Source organism: Chamaesiphon sp. OTE_8_metabat_110 (genome assembly GCF_031382685.1).
Classification (GTDB): Bacteria; Cyanobacteriota; Cyanobacteriia; order Cyanobacteriales; family Chamaesiphonaceae; genus Chamaesiphon.
The window spans coordinates 1-7,457 of record NZ_JANMZA010000378.1; the positions used below are offsets into that span (position 1 = coordinate 1).

At 48.1% G+C, this 7,457-nt stretch carries 5 protein-coding genes; 2 read left to right on the forward strand and 3 right to left on the reverse strand.

All coding sequences use genetic code 11. The features are described 5' to 3' along the window. Positions 1 to 2,459 (forward strand): MobF family relaxase (mobF, locus tag RMO52_RS13920; RefSeq protein WP_310415205.1); only part of this gene is annotated, 2,459 nt, incomplete at its 5' end. A 25-nt stretch (positions 2,460 to 2,484) separates the two neighbouring features. Here mobF and RMO52_RS13925 read toward each other — a convergent pair. Continuing rightward, the gene (locus tag RMO52_RS13925) at positions 2,485 to 3,411 is read right to left on the reverse strand and encodes a nucleotidyl transferase AbiEii/AbiGii toxin family protein (protein ID WP_310415208.1); all 927 of its coding nucleotides are present in this window, start codon (positions 3,409 to 3,411) and stop codon (positions 2,485 to 2,487) included. Continuing rightward, a complete protein-coding gene (locus RMO52_RS13930) occupies positions 3,408 to 4,034 on the reverse strand; it encodes a type IV toxin-antitoxin system AbiEi family antitoxin domain-containing protein (protein ID WP_310415210.1) in 627 nt (208 codons plus the stop codon). The genes RMO52_RS13925 and RMO52_RS13930 overlap by 4 nt, the downstream gene beginning before the upstream one ends. 36 nt (positions 4,035 to 4,070) lie before the next feature. Here RMO52_RS13930 and RMO52_RS13935 point away from each other — a divergent pair, with 36 nt between their 5' ends. Continuing rightward, positions 4,071 to 4,790: an RMD1 family protein gene (locus tag RMO52_RS13935; protein WP_310415216.1), complete on the forward strand. Its 720-nt coding sequence runs from the start codon at positions 4,071 to 4,073 to the stop codon at positions 4,788 to 4,790. Between the two features lie 188 nt (positions 4,791 to 4,978). Here the strand turns inward: RMO52_RS13935 and RMO52_RS13940 are convergent. Next, the coding region (locus RMO52_RS13940; protein WP_310415213.1) for a DUF3854 domain-containing protein at positions 4,979 to 7,457 on the reverse strand (2,479 nt) is incomplete at its 5' end.

The window sequence follows — 7,457 nt, forward strand, 5'->3', positions numbered from 1 at the left end:
AAGTCGCCCATCGCGTCGCCGTCGAGAAGACTCTGGCATTAATCGAAGCACGTTACGCTCAGACTCGCATTACAAATAAAAAAAATGTAGTGGAAGTCAAAACTAGCAACCTAGTTGTCGCCCAGTTCGACCATATCGAGAGCCGCGAACTCGACCCCCACCTGCATACTCACGCCTTGGTGATGAACCTAACCCAAGCAGAGAGCGAAAAATGGTATGCCAACGACAACGACCTCATCTTTGGGAATAAGAAACACTTGGGGACGATCTATCAGACGTATCTTGCCGCCGAAGTCGAAAAACTGGGCTATGGAATTGAATATCGCCCCCACGGACAGATTGAGATTGCTGGGTACGATCGAGAGCATCTAGAGGATTTTAGCAAACGCCGGATGCAGATCCTCTCTGAGTGCCCAGGTAATAGTACTTGGCTGACTCGTGAAGAAAGTTGGCAGCATACCCGCAAGCATAAAGAGCGTATTCCCCAATCGGAGCTAAAAGCTCGATGGCAGCAGGAAGGGGCGGATTTAGGCATCGAGATCGTGCGATCGGGATTGCCAAATGTCAAGCAATCTACTACCGCAGCCACTAAAGATCGTTATATCGAAGATGCGATCGTTCACTGTTCCGAGCGGAGTGTTGACTTTAGAGTTGAAGATATCGAGAAATTCGTCATCGCCCAACGATTACCGATCGATATTACTGACATTAAATCTCTGTGCGACGCTCGCTCGGATTTAATTAAACTCGATGGCAACTACACCACTTACAACGCACTCGTGCGTGAGGATCGGACGATCTCGCTGATGCGAGGCACCAAAGATGATGTAACACCGATTGCTAGCCCTAGACTGGTAGCTGACTATCTGCAAAATACCACACTCAACGCAGGACAGCGACAAGCGATCGGACTGGCTGCCATGACCGCAGATCGAGTAATTGCATGGCAGGGAGTCGCTGGTGCGGGAAAAACATCTGCCCTTGCCGAACTAAAACAGATCGCCGACCTGCACGGGGTCGAAGTGAAAGGATTCGCCCCCAGTGCCGAAGCTGCCAAAGTGTTAAGTGATGAATTAGGGATCGAGGCCCAGACAGTAGCAAGAAAACTCTGTAGTCGTGAGGAGCCACTGAGTAAAGATGAATTGTGGATTGTGGATGAGGCGGGTTTGTTAAGTGCCGATGATGCCCTGGCACTGTTATCTAGAGCCAAAAAAGAGAATGCGCGAGTGTTACTCGTTGGGGATACCCGACAGCTATCGTCAGTGGCGGCAGGGAATCCTTTTAAATCGTTACAAGCAGCGGGAATGGCAACCGCCCGACTCACGGTATCGCTACGCCAAAAAGACCCAAATCTCCAAGCTGCGGTAGATGCTCTTGCCGATGGCGAGATCGATCGCGGTTTTGCACTGTTAGAGCAAAATAATAGTATCGTCACAGTTGCTAAAGATGAGATCGTTGGCAAAATTGCAACTGAGTATCTAGCTCTTAGTCCAGCACAGAGAGCCAAAACATTAATCGTATCGGGAACTAACAATAAGCGACGGGAGATTACAGCGGCGATCCGTGAAGGATTGCGATCGATCGGGACAATCGGCTCAGACCTGCCAGCTCGACAATTAGTAGATTATAAATTTACCAAAGTCGAAAACAGCTACGCTCATAATTACAATGTTGGCGATATTGTCGTGCCGATTCGGAACTACAACCAACTGGTAAGAGGGCAAAGTTATATAGTCACCGATAAAGAAGCCAATAACATTGTCTTGAGATCGCCAGATGGCGAACGACTAGTTACAGACTTAAATTTCAACAAAGCCCACTATCGGGAGGAATCGATCGGTGTAGCAGTGGGGGATCGGCTGCGCTGGAGCAAAAACGATGCACAGTTGCAGCGACGCAATGGACAGGAATTTGAGATCGAGTCTACGATCGATCGTGTGGCAAACATTAAATACCGTGACGGTCGAATAGAAGCGATCGATCTGCGCCAAGCACATCACTTCGATCTGGCAATTGCTACGACGATATATAGCAGTCAGGGGAAAACTAGCGATCTGGTGCTTGTCGCGGCTGATGGGGTGCAGAACTCAGAAAGTTTTTATGTCGCAGCCAGTCGAGCTAAGAGCGAACTGAAAATTTTTACCGATTCACCAGATAATCTACGATCGATGGCGATGGAATCGATGAGTAATCGCAATCCCCGCGAATTACTCTCGAATTTAGATCGGCGACAGGCAATCTTGAAGGCACAAAAACAACATGGAGTTAGCGATCTGAACGTTTTACAGGTAGAGGTTGAGCCGTTGCTAGATCGTGTAAACGAAAGAGACGATCTAGATGAGCAAGAAGGTGTCAAGGTTCCTACTCATGGTGGAAGTGTAAAAGTTCCTACTCATGGAGGGGATGTCGAGACGTTGACAACTAGGGAATATGAGCTTGACACCACTCCAGTTCGTTGACAACCGATCTAAACAATTTGCCACTTCATTGAGAATGCCAACCCAGATCTGACGACCACACACGATTGAACTCAACTCCCTCACCGAGCGCAATTGTCGGCGGCATCAAAAAATCATGAAGAATCAATCCGATCTGGCTCAAAACCAAGCCCTCACCTGTCAGTTTCCCCTTTCGCACGAAAGCTACCCACTGCCGCTGTTTGGTTTCATCATCAGCAAACTCACTCGTCAAGGCTAACGGGGTATCCGTGGGGATGGGAGTACGGCGACGCTCGAATGTGGCAGCAATGGCTCGACCGAGCAGATTCCCCTCAAAAGTGAAATGTTGGGACAAATACCACAGATCGTACAAATCCTTCATCCGCGTATTTCCGATTCCCAGCAGCACCATCGCCTCAAACTTTTCAGCGATAACAGTCTCGCGGTTGTAAGCATACAGTTGAGGTGTGGGTAGATCCGAGAGCATCGCGGGCAAACTCATCAGTTGCGGTGCGGGAGTGACGATATCGCCAAATCCCACATCGATCTGTAAATTAATCCGCGTCGGGGTACCTGCGATGAATGCGGTGAGCCGAATCCTCACGCCTGGATACTCCCGATCTGCTTTGATTACTTCACCTTTTACCGTCGATATGTCGAATTCCAAGCCATCTGGAACGACATCCGCCTGACAAACCGATCGAAACACGGCTTCTATTTCCGCGATTGAGTTGTCTCCTCGACATAATAAATCTACATCTTTAGTCGTCCGGTGGGGAGTGTCGCTCCAGAGGATAAATAACATCGCCCCTTTGAGGATAAATCGCTCTCCCACCGCAGAGCAGTGTAATCGGTACAATAAACGTTCGATTCCATAGCGGGTTAGAACCAGATTGAAGTCTTCTTTCTGAGCTTGGGCAAGATTTAATAATCGCTGGCGGATTGAAGCAGCCAAATTTCGCGGTTGATTCATGATAAATACTCCAGGTACGGACGCATCACTTTACTCATCCGACAAATCTTGGCATACGACCACAATTCATCCATCGAGCAGCGGCGAGACTCCCAACTTTCCCGCAGAGCTTCAAGGGCAACATCTAGACCGATCTTGTGGCGATACTTAAAACAATCGACGATCGTTTTGGCTGGATTGAATATCTGCACTGGAGTTCCCTCGATCGCGTGAGTTTCAATCCCCGCACTCAGAGCTAATCCCGACATATAGACCGGACGCAGTAATAGTACATCCGAATTAGGACGGCGGGCATGAACGTCGATCGCCACCCAGACTTCAAAGGGTGCTTGAGTTCCAATCCCATGAAACTGGAGGGCAGAGAGCAAACAAATTACCCCATGCTCCACCCGCTGACTGGCAACAGCGAGACTATGATATTCGGTGAGTTCGGCATCAATATAGGTGTACATCCCCCGACCAGATTTGAGCAGTACGCCCCGATCTACCAAGCGGCGCAGATCTTCTGGATGAATGCCACCTGCAATCGCATCGCGAGTCCGAATCGTACTTTGAGATTTGGCAAGATTGAGAATTCGTTGCTCCAGAGGAGATGCTGCTTCAACGCTCCGATTTGACTCCATGAATAACGTAGGTAAATATTCACTATTACCGACATTATTACATGTTTCGCTCGAAAGTACTCAAATCCTTTCCAATGCGCTGCGGGAGCCAATGGTTGTGTCGTACTCCTTCGCTACGGTGCGATCGTGACATTCAACCTCAGTATGGAGGAAGAAAGCAAACTACTCAAAACGATCGAGTCCCACATTCGCGAACCCCTCAAAGCTACAGCATCGGAAGTGCTAGCAATCGCATTTCGCCCGAAGGTGAATGAGCGACTGGAAAGTGAAATCCTCTGGTTGCAAGAATGCAGTACGGAACGCTTACAAATTGTGGCTGAGGCTTTGGGCAAAAGTGTCGTACTAGAATATTACGAGCAGGAAGTATCGCTCCTATTTGAAAGTATCAAGCCGTTCACTACTGCCATTCAAGGGAAAAACCTCCGTCCGCCCAAGGAGAAAGAATTACTTAGCTACATTGGCGGCTTGTTGCTGATCCAGCAAAAAATGCTCGGCATTGTTGAAGTAGGCGAAAGACCCGATCCGACTTGGGATCGTCCAGAATTAAGCCGCTTGTACTTGCGCCTTGAAGATGAATACGAACTACGCGAGCGATTGGTTGCGCTAGAGCAAAAGTTAGCACTGATTTCTAAAACCGTAGAAACCGCCCTGGGGATGATGCAGCGCAGCAGCAGCCACCGCGTGGAATGGTACATTGTCATTTTGATTGTTGTGGAAATCTTCTTATCAATTTACGACTTATGGATGAGGAACTAGCATCGAGTTTGCTCTGATATATTCTGCGCCGAGAACAATAAGGATATGAACGGAGAACTGGATCGATCGCTCTTAAACTGGAAAATTTGATAAATCTGATAACTTGGCAATTACAAGGTACTTCAGTCGATCGGCTCGGCACAAAATTTCCAATCAGCTAACTGGACGGTAAGATTCGATCGCCAGTCTCAAACCGCTACAAACTCAAGATCGTCAAACTCGATCCAACTCGTCAGGTTCCCATTCGGCTTCAGGCAAGTACACGAGTCTCCCGACTTACTAAACTCACGAATCGTCAGATTTCCGGCGTATTGCTGCTTGAGGTTGGCACTTGAGCCGCCATACCTGACTAAATCTCCAACTTTAAATAGAATCGGGAGATCGGATGAGGTCGATGGGGAATTTTTATTGTCAGTATCGTCAGCCAACCTTGAAACCCGCTCTTGTTCTGACGTTCGATGGCTGACGATATCTTCAGTCTTATCGTCAGCCCAATCGTCAGCCATTAAAATATCGTCAGCCTTAACGTCAGCCCAATCGTCAGCCATTGAAATATCGTCAGCCTTAACGTCAGATTTATCGTCAGCCATTGAAATATCGTCAGCCTTATCGTCAGCCCTAAGATCGTTATCCTGACTAGTTTCTGGCGAAGGCAGACGCTCGGCTGACAATACTGACGATAAAATCACACATTTCTCTAACACGATCTGCCGAGTTCCCGCTTTTCCAATTCGAGCCTCTCGAACATCAATGCCCAATGCCTTGAGATCGGGTGCCAGTCGATTGAGTTGCCGCTTGAGAACGTTAGCAGTTTTTGGGAAATACCGCGACCGATAGGTAGCTTCATCTGTATATTTTTCCAATTCATTCAGTAGTTCTGAAGCCGTCCCCTGCCAAGGTTCCCATGCCTTGCGATGTTCCATAAGTCGGATAATCGCTTCTCCAACAGGCGAAGACTCAATTACTACTTGTCTAGACAGTTCGCGACTGTCATTGAAGACTGACATAAACTCAGCTTTCTTGAGTCCTAACGCTTTCTCACTAGCAATCGCAAAGAGCGCATAGTCAGCCATCCGAGGAAGTTTATCAGGCTTGGTGTATGGTAACTCTGCTAATGTTTGACTCAGTGCCGTCAACAGTGCCCCAAGGATACGCGGACGCGCTGCTTCGATCTTGGCATTTAATTCAGCCTGGGGTAGTCGCTGTTGTTCGCTAATTTCACCGAGCTGTACCATTAAGACTCGATCGGCTAAGTCGTCACGAGTCACAAGGGAATCGATCGCCGTGACAATCTGGGGACGGGCAAACTCAAAAGTCGTCTCTTCGTCAGTGCTGAATAGAGTGCGCGTACTGTAGCCGAATCCAGTCGCAATCCGACATAGATCGTCAGATTGGTCTGCACTGATATGTCCCACATTATCGTAGACCATCAATAGCCGACGAGAAGCTGAGACTGCGAGCTTATGGGTATCTCCTTGTAGCTTGATAAGTGGGGCTTTCCCAGGATCGATTAAACCCTTGAGCATTTCTGCGGCAACGGTCTTGCCGCTCCCTCTGTGTGCCGATAGCACTAATACCGGATAGGTTTTGTTCGGACAAAAACAGAATAGTAAGAAAGTGATAATCAAAGTCCATGCAGATCCATCTACATTGAGCAATTCCCGTAATTCTGTCAAGCTTCCCCCAGCGACGGGATAAGGGAGCGGACGCAGTGAATCCGGTCGCCAAAATCGCACGGGTGGATCGTCGATCGTCCTCCAGCCAGTAGGATCGATCTCGATCGCTTTCCAGTCTGGAGTACCCAAGTCGAGATAAATTTTCTCCCGATCCTGGGCGATGCGGAGATGGACTTCGCAAGTTGCCGAATCCTGTCCATATAAAGCGATCGCTTCGAGGGTTGAGAGCGTATCTTGCATCGGTTGAGAACCGATCCCTTTTCCCTCGATATTGAAATACATCCCAGCCAGCCACATCCTAAAAGCTCTGGAGCGCACTGCATAAGTGTGACGGTTGCCGGAAATCGCGATATCGGCATAAGCAACTCGATCGGGATTTTGGAAGTAAGTAGCAGTTCTGCCGATCTCCAGCAACCGCTCTGCAACTGACTTCTGTGGCTTTTTTCCGCCGGAGGCTCGATCGTCTTCATTGCTGTCTATTTCCGCTGCTTCGATCGGTTTGGCACTGTCGATAACGCGACGGAATGCCTCGACTCCATCGTTAAAGATTAAATCGTCAATGCCTTTACCTCGATCGCTACTCCATTCAGCTAAATACACTTGACAATCTGCGGCTATTAATAAACCAGCAAATCTTTTAGTTGCAGCCCGAACCATATTTATTGTTTTCGGTTTGCTGTCTTTATCAAATGCAATAGTTATCCTTCTATTCGGGGTAGAAATTAGCTGTAAATCATTAATTAATGTATAGTCTTTCTCACCTTTATTCAGTTCGGGACAGCCATTCCACACCCCAGTTAGCGAGATACAAATCTCACTACTGCTAATTCCACTTAATGCTTTCTTTGCTCCTTCCGTAGTGGTTACAGGGATAGTTGAATCATCTCGAATCCACTGTAAAAACTCTAGGCTGAGTCGTTGGCATTCATCTCGCCATTCATCCGAGCCGATATCTACTAATTGCCATTGCCTTGTAACTAGATCGGGGGGT